Origin of the sequence: Actinomadura sp. 3N407 (assembly GCF_052245875.1) — a bacterium.
Lineage (GTDB): Bacteria > Actinomycetota > Actinomycetes > Streptosporangiales > Streptosporangiaceae > Spirillospora.
This window is the reverse complement of record NZ_JBQQBP010000028.1, coordinates 33,462-52,362: the sequence shown is the minus strand read 5'-3', so window position 1 is coordinate 52,362 and position 18,901 is coordinate 33,462. Positions and strand designations below refer to the sequence as shown.

Annotated in this window: 15 protein-coding genes; 2 read left to right on the top strand and 13 right to left on the bottom strand. The window is 70.4% G+C overall.

From position 1 onward, the window contains the following. Nucleotides 1–140 precede the first annotated feature (140 nt). The gene (locus ACTWPP_RS40840; RefSeq protein WP_443109847.1) at nucleotides 141–1,286 is read right to left on the bottom strand and encodes an FKBP-type peptidyl-prolyl cis-trans isomerase; all 1,146 of its coding nucleotides are present in this window, start codon (nucleotides 1,284–1,286) and stop codon (nucleotides 141–143) included. A 363-nt stretch (nucleotides 1,287–1,649) separates the two neighbouring features. On the opposite strand from ACTWPP_RS40840, the gene ACTWPP_RS40835 reads away from it, so the two are divergent. After that, entirely contained in the window at nucleotides 1,650–2,468 is an 819-nt protein-coding gene (locus tag ACTWPP_RS40835) for an exodeoxyribonuclease III (RefSeq protein WP_443109846.1), read from the top strand. Between the two features lie 13 nt (nucleotides 2,469–2,481). Here the strand turns inward: ACTWPP_RS40835 and ACTWPP_RS40830 are convergent, their stop codons facing one another. The 12 genes from ACTWPP_RS40830 to ACTWPP_RS40775 all read right to left on the bottom strand — a co-directional run bounded on the left by ACTWPP_RS40830 (nucleotide 2,482) and on the right by ACTWPP_RS40775 (nucleotide 17,894). Next, nucleotides 2,482–3,192 carry a hypothetical protein gene (locus tag ACTWPP_RS40830; protein ID WP_443109845.1) on the bottom strand — a complete coding sequence of 237 codons (711 nt, stop codon included), beginning with the start codon at nucleotides 3,190–3,192 and terminating at the stop codon, nucleotides 2,482–2,484. Between the two features lie 80 nt (nucleotides 3,193–3,272). Further along, a complete protein-coding gene (locus ACTWPP_RS40825) occupies nucleotides 3,273–4,034 on the bottom strand; it encodes a class I SAM-dependent methyltransferase (protein WP_443109844.1) in 762 nt (253 codons plus the stop codon). A gap of 26 nt (nucleotides 4,035–4,060) precedes the next feature. Next, on the bottom strand, nucleotides 4,061–5,107 hold the full coding sequence (locus ACTWPP_RS40820; RefSeq protein ID WP_443109843.1) for a hypothetical protein: 1,047 nt from the start codon (nucleotides 5,105–5,107) through the stop codon (nucleotides 4,061–4,063). 141 nt (nucleotides 5,108–5,248) lie between these two features. Further along, nucleotides 5,249–6,100, bottom strand: a complete 852-nt coding sequence (locus tag ACTWPP_RS40815) for an SAM-dependent methyltransferase (RefSeq protein ID WP_443109842.1) — start codon at nucleotides 6,098–6,100, stop codon at nucleotides 5,249–5,251. Beyond that, entirely contained in the window at nucleotides 6,097–6,618 is a 522-nt protein-coding gene (locus tag ACTWPP_RS40810) for an ATP-binding protein (protein ID WP_443109841.1), read from the bottom strand. Before ACTWPP_RS40810 ends, ACTWPP_RS40815 begins: the two co-directional genes overlap by 4 nt. Before the next feature lie 628 nt (nucleotides 6,619–7,246). Continuing rightward, the gene (locus ACTWPP_RS40805) at nucleotides 7,247–9,889 is read right to left on the bottom strand and encodes an outer membrane protein assembly factor BamB family protein (RefSeq protein WP_443109840.1); all 2,643 of its coding nucleotides are present in this window, start codon (nucleotides 9,887–9,889) and stop codon (nucleotides 7,247–7,249) included. A gap of 229 nt (nucleotides 9,890–10,118) precedes the next feature. Then, on the bottom strand, nucleotides 10,119–12,953 hold the full coding sequence (locus ACTWPP_RS40800; RefSeq protein WP_443109839.1) for a hypothetical protein: 2,835 nt from the start codon (nucleotides 12,951–12,953) through the stop codon (nucleotides 10,119–10,121). Beyond that, nucleotides 12,950–14,071, bottom strand: coding sequence for an ATP-binding protein (locus ACTWPP_RS40795; protein WP_443109838.1), 1,122 nt, complete (start codon nucleotides 14,069–14,071; stop codon nucleotides 12,950–12,952). Before ACTWPP_RS40795 ends, ACTWPP_RS40800 begins: the two co-directional genes overlap by 4 nt. A gap of 137 nt (nucleotides 14,072–14,208) precedes the next feature. After that, nucleotides 14,209–15,744 (bottom strand): VWA domain-containing protein, encoded by a 1,536-nt coding sequence (locus tag ACTWPP_RS40790; protein ID WP_443109837.1) that lies wholly within the window; start codon nucleotides 15,742–15,744, stop codon nucleotides 14,209–14,211. Beyond that, a complete protein-coding gene (locus ACTWPP_RS40785) occupies nucleotides 15,741–17,117 on the bottom strand; it encodes a hypothetical protein (protein ID WP_443109836.1) in 1,377 nt (458 codons plus the stop codon). Before ACTWPP_RS40785 ends, ACTWPP_RS40790 begins: the two co-directional genes overlap by 4 nt. Further along, nucleotides 17,117–17,611: a hypothetical protein gene (locus ACTWPP_RS40780; RefSeq protein WP_443109835.1), complete on the bottom strand. Its 495-nt coding sequence runs from the start codon at nucleotides 17,609–17,611 to the stop codon at nucleotides 17,117–17,119. Before ACTWPP_RS40780 ends, ACTWPP_RS40785 begins: the two co-directional genes overlap by 1 nt. Before the next feature lie 112 nt (nucleotides 17,612–17,723). Further along, nucleotides 17,724–17,894, bottom strand: coding sequence for a hypothetical protein (locus ACTWPP_RS40775; protein ID WP_443109834.1), 171 nt, complete (start codon nucleotides 17,892–17,894; stop codon nucleotides 17,724–17,726). 339 nt (nucleotides 17,895–18,233) lie between these two features. On the opposite strand from ACTWPP_RS40775, the gene ACTWPP_RS40770 reads away from it, so the two are divergent. After that, complete coding sequence (locus tag ACTWPP_RS40770; RefSeq protein ID WP_443109833.1) at nucleotides 18,234–18,863, top strand: maleylpyruvate isomerase N-terminal domain-containing protein; 630 nt, start codon at nucleotides 18,234–18,236, stop codon at nucleotides 18,861–18,863. Nucleotides 18,864–18,901 lie beyond the last annotated feature (38 nt).

Here is an 18,901-nt window from a genome sequence, read left to right as displayed (position 1 = left end):
TTCCCAATAAGAGGACGGGCAATGCTCCTGTCCGGTTGTCGTGACGGATGTCGCAGCCCGGACTTTCTGAAACGCCGAGCGGCGGGGTCCCGACCGGGTCCCCCGCCGCTCTGGCTCATGCGCCGCCGTGCCGCGCAGGCCTACTTCTGGACCTTGGCGAGGATGTCCACGACGAAGACGAGGGTGTCGTCGCCCTTGATGTCCGGCGGCATGCCGTCCTTGCCGTACCCCTCCTTCGGCGGCAGGACGAGCAGCACGCGGCTGCCGACCTTCGCGCCGGTGAGGCCCTTGTCGAAGCCGGGGACGGTCTTGCCGGTGCCGATCGGGAACTTGGCCGGCGAACCGGACTTCCAGCTGGAGTCGAACTCCTTGCCGCTGTCCCAGACCTTCCCCCGGTAGTTGACGACCGCCTCCTCGCCCTTGGCCAGCGCCGGGCCGTTACCCTCCACGAGGGTCTCGACCTGCAGCTTCTCCGGGGCGTCCGAGTCCGGGATCTTCACCTCGGGCGCCTTGCCGGCGCCCTTGTCCGTGACCTCGGGCAGCTTGTCGTCGTCGAGTTCCTTCTTGGTGCCCTGCGGTCCCTGGTTCTTGTGGACGACGGCCTGGACGTCCACGATGAACACCACCCAGTCGGACTTGGTGAGACCGAGCTGCGAGCCCTGGTCACCGAAGCCCTCGGACGGGGGGATCTGCAGCACGACCCGGCTGCCGGCCGTCTGGCCGATCATGCCCTCGTCGAAGCCCTTGATGCCGCTGTCGCCGATGGTGAGCGGCTGCGTCGGCCGTCCCTGCGACGCCTGCTCGTAGGAGGACGCGAGCTTCTTGTTCTTGCTCTTCTTGGAGCCGTCCTCTTCGTCGCTGTCCTTGGACCACTGGTAGAAGACGTACTGGGCGTACACGATGTCGCCCTTGGTGATCTTGGTTCCATCGCCCTTGATCGCGGTGGTCACCTTGCGCTTGCCCCCGGGCGCGAGGTCGGTGGGGATCTGCACCGTGGGCTCGGAGGCGAACTTGCCCGTCACCTCGATCTCGGGCGGGGGGCGGTTGATCCACCACCAGATGAAGCCCGCGAGCAGTGCCGCGACCACCACCAGCACGATGGTCACCAATATGCGCCGCTTGCGGGCCTGCTTGGCGGTCAGCCCCGACGGCCGGTTCAGCCCGCTGCCGCGCCCGGCGCTGATGCCGTGCGGCGTGAATTCGGGGCTGCGGATGTTCTTGGCGTTCGGGATCTTCGCCTTCGCCTTGATCGCCGGCTTGCCCCCGGGCTTGTCATCCTCGGACATGTTTCCTCACTTGCTCCGGGTTTGACGACATCACGAACGTGACCACCCTTCCAGGGCCGGGCTAAGCACAGCGTGAAAACCGCGCAAAGGAGGCCGACCCGCAATCTACCGGTCATCCGGGCCGGGTGTGGCGCCGTGCAGGACGCCGTTTGCAAGAGACAGGCCGACCGCAATCTACCGGTCACACGGGCCTGCGGGGCGCCGTCTGGCGGGGGACAGGTCGACCTGCAATCTACCGGTCGCGCGGCACTGCGCGACAATGCCCGGCGCGGGACCGGGTCCACCTGCAATGTACCGGCCGCCCCGTCCGCGCCGAGCCGCGCGACTCGCGCCGGTGCGCCCGCCGAATGGCAGGCTGGGAGGATGCGCCTCGCGACTTGGAACGTCAACTCGGTCAAGGCCCGGCTGCCGCGTCTCCTGTCTTGGCTGGACGAGGCAAAGCCGGACGTCGTGTGCCTCCAGGAGACCAAGTGCCGCGCCGACATGTTCCCGGCCGCCGAAGTGGAGGAACTCGGCTACGCCACCGCGGCGCACGGGGACGGCCGCTGGAACGGCGTGGCCGTCCTGTCGAGGGTCGGCATCAAGGACGTGTCCGACGGCTTTCCCGGGCAGCCCGTGTACGAGGGGGAGGCGGACGGCCAGACGAAGCTGACCGAGCCCGTCCTGCTGATGCCGGAGGCCCGCGCGATCGGTGCGACGTGCGGTGGCGTGCGGGTGTGGTCCCTGTACGCGCCGAACGGCCGCGCGCCCGACTCCGCCCACTACGTCTACAAGCTGGACTGGTTCGCGGCGCTCCGCGAGGCGCTGGCGGCCGAACTGGCCGGGGGCCTGCCGCTGGTGGCGTGCGGTGACTACAACGTGGCGCCCACGGACGAGGACGTCTGGGACCCGGCCGTGTTCGCCGGCTCCACCCACGTCACCCCGGCCGAACGCCGCGCACTCGCCGACCTCCGGGATCTGGGCCTCCACGACGTGGTGCCGTCCCCCATGAAAGGACCGCACCCGTACACGTACTGGGACTACCGGGCCGGAATGTTCCACAAGAACATGGGCATGCGCATCGACCTGTTCTACGCGAACGAGGCCGTCGCCGGGCGTGTCCGCTCCGCCTACGTCGACCGTGAGGCCCGCAAGGGCAAAGGCCCGTCCGACCACGCCCCCGTCGTCGTGGATCTCGACTAGGCCCCGATCCCGCTCAGGCGCCGAGGCGGGCGAGCAGGCCGCGTTTGCCGGTGACCTGGGCGCCGGCCTGCTCGGCGACGCTAAGCCGAGCGGAGCTCGTCTGTTGAGTGGTGGTGGGTGGGGGCTGGAGGACGGTGAGCCGAGCGGAGCTCGTCTGTTGAATGGTGGTGGGTGGGGGCTGGAGGACGGTGAAGCCGTCCGGCAGCAGCGAGGCGGGCTCTCCGGGGCCGAGGCACCATTCGGCGGGCAGGCCGGGCCGGTCGCGCCGGGCGTCCTCGGTGAACGCCTCCCAGGCCAGCAGACCGCCCGGCAGGACGGCCCCGGCCGCGCGCCCGAACACGTCCCGGTCCCAGAACCCGGTGCACAGCACGAGCGCGTACCCGGGCGGACGCGGCCGCCAGGCGCCCAGATCGGCGTGGACGAGCGTGATCAGCGACTCGAGGCCGCGGCGCCGCGCCTCCGCGCCGAGCCGTCCGAGCGCGACCTCGGAGACGTCCACGGCGGTGACGCCACGCCCGGCCCCGGCGGCGAGCAGGGCGCTGCCGGACGGCCCGGACGCGAGATCGAGGACCCCGCCGTCCGGCAGGCCGAGGGACAGTGCCCGCTCCGCCAGCGGATGGACGCGCGACAGCGCCGGCGCGTCCCCGTACTTGGCGTTCCACCGGAGCCTGTCCGGGTGCCCGATCAGGTCCGGCGGCACCGGCTCCGGCGGCATGTCGTCCATGCGGACGACGATAAGGCACGCTTTCCCCGGTTCAGAGCGTGGCGGTGCCGCTCAGCGTGTGCAGGGGCTGACGGTGCCGCTCAGCGGCGCTCCGCGATCACAAGCATGAACAGCGCCGTCGGGAAGCCCTTGCGCCACCAGGGGTCGTCCCGCATCTGCTGTTCCGTCGGGTGCGGCTCACGCAGGTCCGCGATGACGAAACCGGAGTCTCGGAGCGTTCCAGCGTAGAACTCCAGCGGCCGGAGCCATGATGTGATCATCGAAGGGGATTCCAGGCCGTCCACCAGGAACCTCTGGTCGATCCCGCGGGGGGCGAAGTACTGCGACGCCGGGACGCTGTTCATCGCGCCGTGCTCGGAGTTCTCCACGTAGAAGCACGGGTGCAGGGTCAGCAGGATCAGGCGCCCGCCGCTCCTCAGGACCCGGGAGAACTCGCCGAACGCGCTCGTCGGGTCCTGGAGGTGGCTGAACAGGTGGTTGCAGACGACCAGGTCGAACTCGGCGTCCTCGAACGGCAGGTCCTCGACGCTGGCGCACGTGAACGTGGCCGCGCCGTCCGGCGACGGATGCGTGGAGGCCGCGTCGATCAGTCCTTGGGAGACGTCGACGCCGGTGACGTCCGCCCCCTGGGAGGCCAGTGTGCGGGCCAGATATCCCTCGCCGCAGCCGGCGTCCAGGACGCGCCGCCCCTCGCAGGAACCGATGGCGTCGAGGACGGCTCCGTCGGTGAGGTCGGTCCGGTAGCGGTCGCGGCGCTCCCTGATGATCTTGACCCAGTACTGTGCGTTGGCCTCCCATCTCTCCCGCGTCAGATTCGCGATGGCTTGCGCCGTGTCCTCCACCGGCTCCCCATTCTCCAAAGCCTGGTTCAGGCGATGCCCTTGAGCCGCCGCACCAGCACGTTGCATGTCTGTCTGATCCTTCGGTCCCGGCAGTCCGCCCCGCGCAACTCGATCGCCTGGATCAGCTCGGTGATCTTCCCCCCGAACGCGGGATCGCGTTTCAGTGCCAGCGGGATGTACGTGGACACCAGGTAGTACAGGTAGGCGTCGTTGTACACGGCTATCTCGCGCAGTACCTCGGTGGCCGTATTGCGCAGCGACAGGGAGCTCGGCAAAGTGAAGTCGCTGCTGATGCGGCCGTCTCTGGTGTAGGTCGGGAACGCCCATTCCTCCAGCGCCGCGTACACGGGCGTGGCGTCGAGTTCCTTGCGGTACCTCTCCGCGAGTTCGATGTCGTTGGAACTGATGAGGGAGCCCATGACGACGCCGCGCATCATGAACGCGGTCTGCCGTCCCGGGACCTCGAAGCCGAGGTCGGCCTCCAGCGCCCCCGTCACCTTGCTGACCTGGTGCGTGAGGATGTTGAGCGCCAGGATCGAGTGGAACGAGTAGGTCTTGCGGTTCAGCCGGGGAGCCAGGTCGATCGAGGAGTCGAAGAGCACCTGCGGATCGTTCAGAAGGCCGCTGCCGGGCTGGGTGGAGTAGAGCGCCTCCAGCGCGCGGTCCTGCTCGCGTCCCCAGAACCGGGCGATGAAGGACGACGTCTTCTGCGTCGCCTCTCCGCGCACGATGTGCAGCGCCGCCTCAAGGGCGTTCAGCAGGTGCTGCTGCGTGACGTCCGAACCCTCCAGGGCGGCCAGGTCGACGGTGAGGCCCTCGCGGTGCAGGTCGCCGACGAGCACGTCGCGCCTTTTCCGGATGGCGTGCGCCATCGAGTACTCGGCGATTCCGGGGACGGACGACATGAGGCTCTGCAGGGACCGCCCGGTGACCCGGTCGAGCCATTCGGTGTTGTCCCACAGCCGGAAGATCGTGCTCTCGTCGAGCCCGGAGAAGGCCGCCACGTCGGACATGTTGAGTCCCAGGCCCTTGGTGATCTCGGAGAGGGACTTCGGCTCACCGTCCGCTGTCATCACTCGCCCTAGATGTGGCACTTGTTGACGTTTCGATCCTAGCGAAGGGCCGGGTACAGGGGGCGGACGATGCACGGATGTGTCCGTCCCGTCACCAACGGGGGCGAGCGTCGCGCACGGCGCGGATGGCATGGCGGGCCGTCACTCCGATTCGCGGCCCGGCGTGCGCCCGATGCAGCCGATCAACGGCACCGGGCCCGTGGTGTGAGCGGCGTGCGGAAGCGGCAGGGCGGCCGGGTAGGGCGCCGCCGTCTCCAGGCTTCCGCAGATCTCGATGATCGCGTCCCGGCTCCGCGGCCAGAACGGCATGGCGGGGTTCTGCGGCAGCCCGGCGACCGGTTCCAGATCCGGTGTCCGCACCGAGTGGGTGATCACCACATGGCTGCCGGGCGGCAGGGCGTGCACCAGCGTCTCCACGATGCCGCGCGGGTCGTCCTCGTCGGCGACGGCGTCGAGGACGCCGGCCAGCAGCACCCCGACGGGCTCGGTGAAGTCGATCAGCCGCCGCAGCCGCGGGTCGGCGAGCAGCCCGGCGGGGTCACGGGCGTCCGCCTCGAACGCGGCGGTGGCCGCGTCCACGGCGAGCAGCGCCCGCGCGTGCGTGAGCACCATCGGGTCGTTGTCGACGTAGGCGACGCGGCAGGACGGGTCGGTCCGCCGGACGATGTCGCCGACATTGCCGCCGGGCACGGGCAGTCCGCAGCCGATGTCCACGAACTGCCGCAGCCCGGCCTCCTCGGCGAGCACCGCGGCGGCGTAGTCCAGGAAGCCCCTGTTCGCCTGGACGAGCCGCCCCACGATGGGGCACTTGCGCAGTGCCCATTCGGCTAGCTCGCGGTCGGTGGAGTAGTTGTCCTTGCCGCCGAGGTAGTAGTCGTAGACGCGGGCGTTGCTGGGGGCCGGCCCGCTGAACCGCCCGGAGGTCTCCTCCTCGTCCTGCGGAGGAAGGAGTTCCGTCCACCGGGTCGGGTTCAGCGTCGGCCCCGGCGTCACGGCAGCCGCCATCCTTCCCTGACGCCCACCCCGAACCAGAAGGTGGCCGTCCCGTTCTTGCCCCGGCAGGTACCGAAGTCGGTGGCGAGAGACTTCATCAGGACGAGACCGCGCCCGTGCACGGGCAGCGGCTCCTCCGCTCCGCGCGGCTGACCCGGCGCGGCGCCTCCGTCGGTGACCTCGATTCGGACGTACCGGTCGATGTGCAGGACCGACAGCGTGACGGTCCCGTCCCGGCGCGGCCTGGCGTGCAGCACCGAGTTCGTCACGGCTTCGCTGGTCAGCAGTTCGAGGTCGCCGAGTTCGGACCGGTCGGCGCCGAAGTGCTGCCCGATGAGTTCCCTGACATAGGACCTGGCGAGCCGCACGGCGGCCGGCGTCGCGGCGAGGTCGATCTCGCCGATGAGACGCCCGGCCGACTTGCCGTTGTTCCAGGCGGACGGAATTCCGAGTTCCAGCGAGGGGGCGGGTGCCGGGACGAGCACAGGCGTTCCGGACCACGCGTCTGATGCATTCATGGCTGCGTTGGCTTCACGTCTCCGTGTCGGGCTGTAAGCGAACATGTGTTCTTCGGCCTGGTCGAATTCGGACGTGGAAGTGTGACAACACACACTCTTACGCAGTGCGCATGAACCAGTCACCGATGCTTGCGCGGATGCAAGGGCCTTGCTCCACGCTGGGAACCGTCACCGTCCGTCGGTGATCCACCACACGTTGCCGCGGTGCTCTCGGCGGAGAATGGGACGGCGGCCGGCGGTTTCGCACCTGACCAGGCCATCCGGGCCGGGTGTGCAGGCGCCGTGCCGGGGCGCGGAGCGCGGCGAAGTCGTCCGGCAGAGCGTCGGCCCGCCCGGGAACCACCGTCGGATCTTCTGCGCGAAACGGTCCAGGACAACGGACTCGGTACGGCGATTCGAAAGTTGACTGATAAACTAAAATGCGGATCTTTGTGGAGATTCGCCCTGACCTTACTCCCGGCCGAAGCCCCGCCACATCGCGGATTCGCCGGAAAGAATCATCGTGAATTCTCCCGCCCCCTCCCGCTCCGAGCCCGCGCCGCACTCGCACTGAGCCCGCACTGAGCCCGCGCCGTGCCCGCGACTGAGCCCGCGACTGAGCCCGCGCCGAGCCTCCGCGCCGTGCCCCTCAGCCGCGGACGCGGTGGACGCTGAAGCTCGCCACCCCGCCGCCGAACCTGTGAACGATCTTGGACGGGGTCAGCACGGCGAAACCGCCGCCGATCGCCCTGGGCCTGCCCGGCAGGTCGTCGGAGACCAGACGGCCCTCCCCGTCGAGCAGCAGGAACCGCTCGGGCTTCGCCCCGGCCCCGGTCGTGGCCGGCCGGAGGGCGACGAACAAGTCCCCGATCGCCCCGTAGCGGGTGAGGAATCCCGTCTCCAGCAGGTCGTTGATCTTCGTGGAGCCGTCGCGGGTCTGGATCGTCACCGCGCGCATACCGGGGTCGCCTCCCTGCGTGTCCGGCCCCCCTTGGCACACGATGAGCGCGTCGCCGTCCCCATCGCACCGGGCGAGAGGCGTGTAGGTCCTGGCCAGTTCACGGCCCGTCGCCCGGTCGAGGACCGCCCCGCCGTCCGCGGCGCCGACGACGATCGTCCTGCCGCCCTCGTCGTGCAGCAGCTCCGGTTCCCGGTACCGGTCGCCGAGCCGCCAGCGCCGCTCACCGTCCGACGCCCCGTACGCGATGAGGTCGCGTCGCTCCCGCCTCCCGTCCTCGACGGGGCCGCGCTCGGCGGCGAGGACGAGACCGGCGCCGACGCTCTCCGGCTCCACTCCCCGCTTGCGCCACAGTTCCTTCCGGGTCCCGGTCGCGTAGACGACCATCTCGTCCCCGCCCTCGGAAGCGTCGGGCTTCGACACACGGACCGCGAACGTCTTGTCATCGGCCGCTTTCAGGATCGCGTAGCCGTTCCCGCCGTTCGTCCGCTTCTTCCACCGGACGCTTCCGTCCTTGAGGGAGAGCGCCGCGACGCCCTCCTGGTCGCCGGGCCCCGAGTACTCGACGAACGACAGCCATTCCCCACCCACGTCCACGATGTGGGGCATGTCGAGGAAGTTCACCTCGGCGCCGCCGCTGAGGGACGCGCCTTCGCGGATCGACCACCGCACCTTCCCGGTCGCGGCGTCCGCGACGACCTGCTTGTCGAGGTCGTCGTCCTCGGCGTCCCGGCCGCCGTAGACGATGGCGTCGCCGGCGAGGCTGATGCCCTGCACCGATACCAGACCGGTGTCCTTGGCCGGCTTCGACTCCGGCGCCGGGACGGACGCGAGGGTCCCGGCGCTGTGCCCCGTCCACAGCGGCGCCGCGTCGATCCGGGGCGGCTTCAGCGTCGGCTTTCCGGGCCCGCTGGGCTCGGACGGCTCCGCGCCGACGGCCGCGGCATGAACGACGAGGCCGGTCGGCGTGGACGAGGTCGCCCCCTCCCGGGGTACGCGGAACGCGGCGGCCTGCTCCGACAGCGCGGCGACCTCGCCGGGCGGCGCCGCCCCGATCCGGTTCGCCGCCCGGTCGACCACGGCGCGCCGCGCGGGACGGCCCCCGCCGGCCGACGCGTAAACGAAGATCCGGTCCTGCCAGACCATGCGGACGTGGGGCAGCGTCTCCTCGTCGAACGGCGGTTTCTCCGTGGCGAACGGTTCCGCGCCCGCACCGGAACGGAACGTCACCAGCCGCCCGTCGGAACCCCCGCACGCGATCAGCGCACGGCCGTCATCGGCACAGTCGTAGAGGCGGTCGGTCTTCACCGCCTCACCGCCCTTGGCGGGTTTCCCCGCGGCGGTGTCGCGGCCGGTGGCGGTGTCGAGCAGTACCGTCCGTCGGTCCACGTACGTCCGGCCCGGCTTCCACTCCCTCACCCTGACGGCGGCCGTCCCGCCGGCCACCGCCTCCAGATGGGAACTCTCGAACGCCTCGCTCAGGTCCCACCGCTTCTCGCCGGTCCGCACGTCCAGCGCGAAGACGTCGGTGCCCTTCCGCTCCTGCCCCCACCTCGCCGGCTGGGGCCGCTCGCCGCGCGTCTCCCCGAGCACCAGGTCGCCGGCGAACCGGTACGCCCAGCCGCCCTCGTGCTCCCACAGCTTCCGGCCGGTCGCCGCGTCCAGCGCGACGGTCTTCGGGTCGATGCTCTCCTTCGCCTCCACGCTCGCGAGGACGACCCGCGCATCCGCGGCGAGCAGCCGCATCTTCTTCTCGCGCTCGTCGTCGCCCCTGTCTCCGGCACGCGGCCGGACGAGGGCGTGCTTCCAGCGGACGGTGCCGTCCTTGCCGGACAGCGCCGCCACGCCCATCTCCGTCTCACGCCCCCGGGCGCCCACCGTGTACTGGACGAGGACCGACCAGTCGTCCCCCTCGCCGTACACGGCCGGGTTGCCCGTGACACTCCGCAGGTGCTCCGCCCGGTGGCCGTGGCCGTGATGGGCGACGGCACCGCCCCCGCCCCTCAACGATGCACCGGCGCCCAGGGTCCAACGCGGCGCCCCGGTCCGGACATCGACCACGGCCAGCCGCCCCTCACCGAGATCGACGTCCCCGGCGACGATCGCGACATCACCGCGCAGCTCGACACCGGCGACTCCGGACATGCCGAGCTTGCGCTCGTCCCACATCGCCTTGTCGCTGAACGAGACCGCCTTCGGCTGCTTCTCCCCGTCCGGCAGCGGAGCGATGCCCGTGCCGCCGCCGCGCGCCTGGACCACCCCGAAGACCAGCACAAGAGCCGCGAGGAATCCCCCCGCCGCCAGCGCGCGTGACCTGTTCGACTTCGGCAGCAAAGCGGCACCTTTCCCCTGGGGAGCATGGTGAAGCGGCGGTGGCCGCCGCTTCGCCGCGAACGCAGGCGCACAGAAACAATCGACCAGCCGTACCGAAATCGGATGCTCGAACCAAGCCCTTGGTTCCCACCGGCACCGGCCCATCTCGCCTGGTCTTCTCCCGGTTCCGGCCGGTCTCGCCCGGTCCAGGCGGTTCAAACGGTTCAGATGGTTCAGGGGGGTGAGCGGTTCAGGCGGTGAGCAGTGCCGCAACCGCGTCCGCGGTCGCGGGATGGTGTCCGACCAGTGCCTTCACCTCCCCGTTGCTCGGCCCGGTGGACACGGTCCACTCCGCGGGATGACCCAGGAGTGCCGCCACCGCGTCGCAGGCGGCGGGGTTTGCGGCCAGCAGCGCCGAAACGGGGCCGGACGCGGTCGGCGCCGCCACCGGTGCGGCGGCGGGCCGCTCCCACGGCGGCACCCACGAGTCCACGCCGTCCAGCGTCGCCGGGAACGTGCGGGCCGCCTCCCGGACGAGCACCGGCACCAGCTCCCGCGCATGCTTGCGCAGCGTCGTGATCAGCTGCGGCAGCCACGGCAGCAGGACGGAGTCGGGCAGCCGCGCGAACGCCTTCGACATCACCTCCACCACCAGCGGCGCCAGCGTCGGCGCCGGCTCCAGCGCCTGGACGAACCCGCTCATGTAGTGCGGGAACGCCGGGATGACGAGCGGGTTGGCGAGCAGCTCGTCACACCGTTCCCGCAGCTCCGCGAGCGGCATCAGGCCGAGCTGCGACTTCGCCGCCCACAGCAGCGCCACCTTCGCGGGCGCCTCCGGATGCGACTGCCGCACCGCCAGCTCGAGCTGCGCGTGATCGCAGCCCAGCGACAGGGCCAGGCTCTCCATCCCGAACAGGAACCCCAGCATCGCCGCGACCTGCCGGACACCGGTGTCCTCGTCCAGGAACGCGGTCGGCAGCAGCGTGCAGTAATGCGCGTACCCGGCCGTGACGAACGACTGGCACCATTCCGGCAGTTCCGGCTCCGTCGCCCGGTAGTGCGCCAGGAGCCGCCGTACCCGCCGCAGCACCTCCGGCGCGTCGTCCACGGTCCGTTCGGCGGCCAGCAGCTCCACCGCCCGCGCGCCCAGCTCGTCGACGAACCGGCGTCCGCCCAGATACAGGATGGCGTCCTCGACCGCCTGCAAAGCGACGGCGGCGGTGGCCCTCGGATCCCACACCGACCGGCGGAGCCGCTGCTCCAGGACCTGCTCGACGGTGACGCCCTCGTACCCCAGCTCGACGAGCGCCCGCTGGTTACGGCCGATCGCCAGGTCCCAGCTCTCCTGGATCGACCGCTCGCCCAGCTTCCGCGAACCCATGATCGGCCTGACCGCGTCGTCCGGCAGCAGCCGCCGCAGCACCCACAGCAGCTCCGAGCACGGCACCAGACGCGGGTCGGCGTTCAGATCCAGCAGCGCCCGCTGGATCGTGCGTTTCTCCAGGTCGAGGCCCAGCGGCTCAAGCCTGTCGAGCACGTCGCGGGCCAGCGGCGGCAGCGACTCGTAGCCGACCTGGCCGATCCGGTCGCCGCCGAGGAGGATCTCGCACAGCCGCCGCACGTCCCGGCGCCCCGGCACCGCGTCCTTCTCGATGCAGGTGATCGCCGCGTCCTGGAAGTCGTACGGCGTCGGACGCGCCCGCCCCCGCATCCCCGCGAGGAGGACGGACGTCTCGAACACGGCGATGGCGTCGGCGGTGCTCGCCAGGTACCCGTTGCGCCGCGCCAGCCGGACGATGTCGACGCACCAGCCGAGCAGCTCCGCCTCGTCGAGATCGTCCAGCGCGGGCGGGCTCGCCAGGAACCCCGACAGCCGATCCGCGACCGGCGGGTCCTCCTCGCGGTCGACCGGCTTTCCGCCCTTGGTCGGCCGCCTGCCCTTGGACGGCTTCGCGGCGCCTTTCTGCCCTTCGAGACGGAACGGCTTCACACCGCTCCGCTTCAGGGCCTTCGCCCACGTCGCCGCCGCGATCGACACCGCACCCGACGCCAGCCCGAACTGCGCCTCGATCGCCGAATGACTCGACGGGATCAGCCCGTACTGCCAGCGCGTGGACGTCGGGGGCGTGATGTCGAACGGTTCCGCGTCCGACGCCAGCCCGAACTGCTCGACACGGCTGGCCGCATGGAACGCCCCGCACACGTACAGGCAGTCGGACGGGTCGGCTCCGGTCGCCGCCAGATGCTCGCGCATCCGCGTCCACATGTGCCGTTCACGGTTCTCGTCCAGCTCCTGCCGCTCGTCGCCCTCGGGCCGCAGCCGCCGGAACAAGCTGCCGACCAGCACCATGACCTGCCGGTACGTGTCGTAGTCGGCACCGGTGAGGGGCTGCTCGACGTACTGGTCCCACCATTCCGACCAGTGCCGCACCTTCCCGTGGTGCAGCAGATGCGCCTCCAGCTCGGCGAACCGGGGACGCAGGTCACCGATCTCGACCCCCACGGAATCCCCGTGCAGCGCCCCGTCGCCGTCCGCCTCGCTCTCGGAGCTCTCGGCCTCGCCGGCTTCGTCCGCGGTGTCCGCGTCGCCCGCGGCGTCCTTCCGCGGGTCCCACTGGAAGACGTGGTCGGTGGAACGGTCGACGAGAACCAGCTCGACCCCCGGAGTGTCGAGGGCGTAGGAGATGGCCTGATACTCCGCCGAAGCCTCCGTGATCGGCGCGACGACGCTCAACGGCGACCACGCGGCCGGAAATCCGTCCAGCTCGGTGGCGAACGCCTGCAACGCCACCGGCAGCCGGCAGTTCCGCAGCTCCGTGAGAAGCGGCGCGAGATCCTCGCACAACTCCAGGTAGATGACCGACGGCCGCTTGTCGTGCAGCCGCCGCGCCATCGCCACCGCCGACGCCGGCGAATGATGGCACACGGGGAAGATCTCCAGCTTCTCCCGCAACGCCCGGTCGACGTCGTCCACCAGCCCCGAAAGGATCCCCGACACCGAGTCGCCGCCGAACGCGTGCGCCGCGCCCGTCAGTTGCTCCCGCAGCGCCCCGAAGACACCGGCGGGTGCGGTCCGCTCGCTCATGACAGCGTCGAGATCGCGTCGCGGCCACCCTCAAGGAAACCCCGCCATGGCCCGCCCTCCCCGTCGTGCTTGCTGCGCGGCTCGATGACGCCGTGCCAGAACTTGTTCAGGATGGCGAGATCCTCGGGGGTGCGGCGCGCCAGCGACCCGACGAGCGAACCGCCGAGCGTCTCCGGCCGCAGCGTCCGGTCACCGAAGAACTGGCTGTGCAGGATGGCGTCCTCCAGAACACCGATCTGCTCGGCCGTCGACAACGCCGACTCGAGCTTCTCGTCGTCGCTCGTGGCGGACGCGGCGGCGGCGCGCAGGTCGGCGAAGCTCTGCAGCAGGACGTCCAGCAGCGTCGGCGGCAGCTCCAGCTCGATCTGATGCCGGCGCAGCAGCTCCGACGTGCGGAACCGGACGATCTCCGCCTCGCTGCGCTTGTTCGTCACCACCGGGATGCGGACGAAGTTGAACCGCCGCTTCAGCGCCGACGACAGGTCGTTGACGCCCCGGTCCCGGCTGTTGGCCGTCGCGATGATCGAGAAGCCGGGCTGGGCGAACACGATGTTGTCGTCGTCCAGCTCCGGGATCGACACGTACTTCTCCGACAGGATCGAGATCAGCGCGTCCTGCACGTCACTGGTCGAGCGGGTCAGCTCCTCGAACCGGCCGATCACCCCCGACTCCATCGCCGTCATGATCGGTGAGGGGATCATCGACGCCCTGGACTGCCCCTTGGCGATCACCATGGAGACGTTCCACGAGTACTTGATGTGGTCCTCGGTGGTGCCCGCCGTGCCCTGCACGACCAGCGTCGAGTTCCGGCAGATCGCGGCGGACAGCAGCTCGGCGAGCCAGCTCTTCCCGGTGCCCGGATCGCCGATCAGCAGCAGCCCCCGGTCGGACGCCAGCGTCACGATGCTGCGCTCGACGAAGCTGCGGTCACCGAACCACTTCTGCGGCACCTCCCGCTCCAGGCCGTCCGACCGCTCCGACCCGAGCACGAACAGCCGCACCATCTTCGGGCTGAGCCGCCACGCGAACGGCTTGGGCCCGTCATCGATCGACTCCAGCCAGTCCAGCTCCTCGGCGTACTTCACCTCGGCCGGGGCGCGGAGCATCTCGTCGGACATCGTCGCCTACCTTTCAGCGTGACTGCAGCGTTGCTTGCGTGAAGCGCAGGATGGTTCGGGTGGGTGGGGTTACGGGGGTGGGGAGCGTGAGCCTGCGGGGAGTGCGGGGGAGTTCAGGGGAGTTCAGGGGAGTGCGGTTATGCGAGGAAGTTCTTCAGCTCGAACACGAGCTTCTGGATCTTTCCGGAGATCACGGGTGTGCCGAGGTTCTTGAAGCGCTGCCGGAACCACGGGTTGACGATCTGCGTCCCGGAACTGTTCACCGACCCGACCGGGATGAACTTCACCCCCGACCGGTGCACCGCCTCGATCCCGTTGAACAGCGGCTGCGACCGGTCGAACTCGTAGAAGTCGGAGATCCACACCATCACGGTGTTGCGCGGATCGGTGATCTTCGGCCGTGCCATCTGCATCGCGACCGGGCCGTCGTTGCCGCCGCCGAGATTCGTCCGCAGCAGCACCTCGAACGGGTCGTTCACCCACGGCGTCAGGTCGATCGCCCGCGTGTCGTAGGCGATCAGATGGACGTCCACCTTCGGCAGCCCCGCGAAGATGGACGCGAGGATCGTGCAGTTCACCATCGAGTCGACCATCGACCCGGACTGGTCCACCACCACGATCAGCTTCGCGGGCGTGGTGCGCTTGGCGGTGTGCCGGTAGAACAGCTTGTCCACGTAGAGCCGCTCGTCCTCGGGGCTCCAGTTCGTGAGGTTCTTCCAGATCGTCCGATCCAGGTCGAGGTTGCGGAACACCCGCTTCGGCGGCACCGACCGGTCGACGGTGCCCGCGCTCGTCTGCTGCACCTGCGTCCGCAGCACCTGCGCGACCTCTTCGACATACCTGCGGATCAGCGACTTGGCGTTGGCGAGCGCGACCCCCGACAGGTTCGCCTTGTCCCGCAGCAGCTGCTCGATCAGCGATATGCTCGGGGTCAGCCGGCTCGCCAGCTTCGGATCCGCCAGCACCTCCCTGAGCCGCATCCGGCTGACGAGCTCACCCTCCAGCTCCGCCAGGACGCCCGACACCTCGCCCGCACCCTCTTCACCGAGCGCCTGCCTCAACCATCCGGCGTCCTTCTGCCACGTCCCGAGCTGGTTCGCCGTCACGCCGCCACTGCCGGTCTGGAACGTGTTGAGCAGCAGCTTCGAAATCAACGCCGCCCGCCGCACCTCACCTCCGCCGCCGGCCGTACCACCGCTCTCCGCGCCGCTGCTCGCTGTGTCGGCGTCCGCTCCGCCGGCGTTCGCCGCGGAACCGCCCTTCGCGTCGCTGTCCGCGGCGTCGCTGCCCGCCGTCTCGCTGCCCGACTTGCCATCGTTCGTGGTGTCGTCGTTGGTGGTGTCGGCGTTCGGCGGGTCGGTGTTCGTGGCGGTGTCGGCGGTGGGGGTGCTGCCGGTGGTGGCTGTGGAGTTCGCCAAGTCCTCGAACTCGGCGGCCAGGGCGGGGAAGCGTTGGACGAGGTTGTCGACCGACACGCTTGGGTCGAGCAGCGCGGGTGGGAGGTCGAGGTCGTCCACGATCGCGACGCTCGCCGACTCCAGAGACGGGTGCTCCTCCGGATCGAACACGCGCGCCAGCAGACGCCAGTAAAGGACCTGCCGCCTGTTCGCCTCGGAGCCCTGGGCACCCGGTTCCCGGATGTCCTGTGTGTCCTGTGCGTTCTGGGTGGTCATTTCCGCAGCAACCGTCCCGCCCGCTCACGCAGCACGGCCACGGCGTCGCCCGAGCGTGCCTCCGCCTTCACGACCTTGGGATCGGTGGGGCCGAGCGCCCAGTCACCGTTGTGCGCCTCGACCGGTTTCTTCTTGACCGTCGCCTGGACGGCGAGGGGCTGCACCGTCCACCGGCCGTCCCACCGGACAAGCCCGATGCACGCCGACGACGCGGCCACGAGTTCGGGAGTCAGGGGACCGCTCGCCGGGAGCCGGTCCAGATCGATGCCGAGGGTCCGGCCGTCCAGCTCCAGTGCCGTTCCGTTGACCGTGTAGCCCTCCAGCAGGACGGGCTCGGCGATCCGCACGGGATGACGGTCGAGCGGCTGGACGGCAGGGGCGAGCGCCTCACCGAGTTGGACACGGGCCGTGGCGAATGGATCGGCGACGTCGCCGGCCTTCGCACGGCCGTCGTCCCACACCAGGTCCCCGCCGATGAGGGGCAGGCCCTCGACGTCCAGGGTCCGCTGCTCGGCCAGTGCGCCGAGCAGGACGGGATGGTCGCCGAGCAGCCGCCACACGGCCGACCCGACGATCGTGTCGACCTTGGCCGCACCCACACTGACCCGCACCATCCGGGGCCGCTCTCCCGCGGACTCCAGTAGCGCGTGGGCCTGTACCTGGACGGCCGTCGCGTGCTCATGGACGTCCACACCCAGAAGGAGCAGCCGCCCCGACACGGTCTCGGCCGCCCCGCCAGGCGTGCCTGGATGAGACAGCAGCATTCCGCGAGCCCACAGGTCGCTCCAGCGCCGCGCCGGAAGCCGCTCCATCGTCGCGACCGGACAGGAGGCCCGTAGTTCGGCCGCCAGACCGTCCAGCAGGACGCCCAGCCCCCGTAGCCGCGGCTCGGCCAGCGCCGCCTCGATCGTCTGGTCGGACGCCGACACCAGATCGTGGTCGACGCCGCGCCAGCCCGCGATGGCCAGCTCGCTGAGCCACGACCGGCACCCGCTGAGCAGGTTCTCGGCCTCCGCCGCGCCTGGGCCCGCGTCCTCCCACTCGCTCCGGGACCGACCGAGCGCCGCGTCGAGACGTCCGGCCAGCGCATCATGGACGGCACCGAACAGGGCGGTGCGCGCCCCAGCCAGCGTCACCAGATGCGTGTCCGCGACGGACCCGGCGGCGACCTTCTCGACCGCCTCCGCCACCGGGCCGCCCAGGGGAGACCCGGCCAGCGCCCCGGCGACCGCGGCCAGCGCCGCGCCCTGCTCCTCGCCGAGCCGCCCGAACCCGTGCGCGAGCGCCTCATCGAACCCGGCGACGACGTCGAGTGCCTCATCGACGCCCGGCGGTGTTCCGCCGACCAGCTCCCCGAGCTGTACCCCGAGCATCAGCGCACCGCCCCCGTGGCCGGGAACCACTGCATCTCGACCAGCGGTGCCGTCGTCGACGGCAGTTCCAGGTAGGCCAGATGCCGGAGGAACCTGCTGAACACCACGGCCGCCGGCGCCTGCTCCTTCTGCCCGTCCAGGGAGCCCAGCAGATCACCGCCCTCGTCCACCTCGGCCTTCAGGTACCGGGCGACCCGCTCCACCCCGTACTGCAGGACGGCCTCCGTGACGAGCGCGTGCAAGTGCTTACACGGATACGACCCCGACAACCCGCCGCACGGCCGGTTGTTGTTGGTACTGCAGCTGAGCCCGTGGGTACCGGACGCGATCGACGACACGTACACCCGCGCGATGTCCGAACCGCTCGACACGACTCCCTGCAATCGCCCGTCCGCCATCTCGACGAACGGCACTTTCGCCAGCTTGCGCGGCTGGACGGGCGGCACCACGCGCACCCCGCTCCGCCGTTCCCACACGGCATTGCCCGCGTCCAATTGACCTCCAGGCACCTCGGCACGGCCGATCATGAACCCGACCGGACCGGTCAGGTGCGGCACAGCCTTGCAGCGCCCACCGACATTCCGCCGCCGTTCGTGAAAACCGCGGTCAGGACGTCATCCGGTGTTTCCGGTGGTCCATCCGAGGAGGCGGCGGCCGGCCGCAGTCGAGCACATGCCGGAGCCCGGCGAGGACCGGATCGAGCCGCCGGACGGCATGCGCGGGGTGCCGGTCTAGCTCGTCGTCCTGCATCCACGCGACGACGGCGAAGTGGTCCATGGGCCTGCACAGCGACAGGAAGAACCCGGTCTGCCGCCACGCGTAGGCGGCTGATCTGGATCACGCCGTCCGGAGCCTGGTACATCGTCCGGCCCGACCGGCGGTCGGAACCATGGCGCCATCGCCATCCGGCGAGCGGACCTGTCGACGCTGACGGCCGGGACGACACGACCGTCGGAGATCGTTAGGGAGCGAGGCCGACGTTGCTGGATGAGGCGAGAGGCCGGGAGGTCGGATAGGCGGCCAGGCCGGCCTGGGCGACAGTTGCACGAGGTGGGGAGGACGGGCGTCCGGTCGGGGTTCGTTCTCGATGGATCAAGGGGCGGGTAACGTCGGCTCATGCCTGATGCCGTGACCGCTGACGATTTGGACCTGGCCGTTCAGCGTGCCGTCGCCGTGCTGCGGAAGGCGCCGTCGGGGGCCTGGGACGCCAAGGCGGGGACGCTCGAATGGGATTGCTGGGAGACCGTCGAGCATCTGAGTGACGACCTGTTCGCCTACGCCGCCCAGTTGGGGCCGAAGACGCCGCCGATGGACGGTGAGGTGCCGTTCGTGTGGGAGAGCCGGAGGGCCGGTGGTCCCGCGAACGCCGTCCACGCGAACCGTGGGGCGGGGCCCGCTGGGCTCCTGCAGGTGCTGGAGGCGTGCGGCGGGCTGCTCATCGCGATGGTGCGCAGTACGCCGCCGGACGTGCGGGCCCATCATGTATTCGGGGCGTCGGACCCCGAGGGTTTCGCCGCGATGGGCATCGTGGAAATCCTCGTCCACACGCATGACCTGGCGGATGGGCTCGGGCTGCCATGGGAGCCGCCCGCCGATCTGTGTTCGCGTGTGCTTGGACGGCTGTTCCCAGATGCACCGCGTGACACGGCCCCATGGGCGACGCTGCTCTGGGCGACGGGCCGTGCGGAGCTCCCAGGTCGTTCGCGCCTTACGTCGTGGCGCTGGGACGGGTTGGTTCGCACATGACCGCCTGGCTCGGTCCGCCCATTGACGTCCGTCCGTTG